The 238-nt window shown below is 35.7% G+C and carries 1 protein-coding gene; it reads left to right on the top strand.

What is annotated here, in order from left to right; translation table 11 throughout:
- Nucleotides 1-238, top strand: a 238-nt coding sequence (locus HMPREF2655_RS02635; protein ID WP_142352105.1) for a hypothetical protein, incomplete at both ends; no start/stop codon positions are given.

The following is a 238-nucleotide window of genomic DNA, read 5'->3' as shown; positions in this document are numbered from 1 at the left end:
GCACCAGCTGATAAGAAACAACAACAAGAGAAACTTGAAAATGAAATCAAGAAACTAAAAGAAGCTCAAACTAAGCTTCAAGCAGCTATTGATAAATTGAGTAAGTCTTCAAATGATCGTGGTGAATTAGTAGGTAAAGAATTAGAAGCAATTGCCACTGTTACTTACGATGAAACTGAAAATCTTGTGACTCTTGAAATCAGCGACAAGGATGTTCTTGAAGCCTTGAAGGGAAGTA

This window comes from Streptococcus sp. HMSC066F01 (assembly GCF_001837335.1).
GTDB classification, from domain to species: Bacteria; Bacillota; Bacilli; order Lactobacillales; family Streptococcaceae; genus Streptococcus; species Streptococcus oralis_S.
The sequence above is the reverse complement of the archived record's forward strand: the minus strand, read 5'-3'. Positions and strand labels throughout refer to the sequence as shown.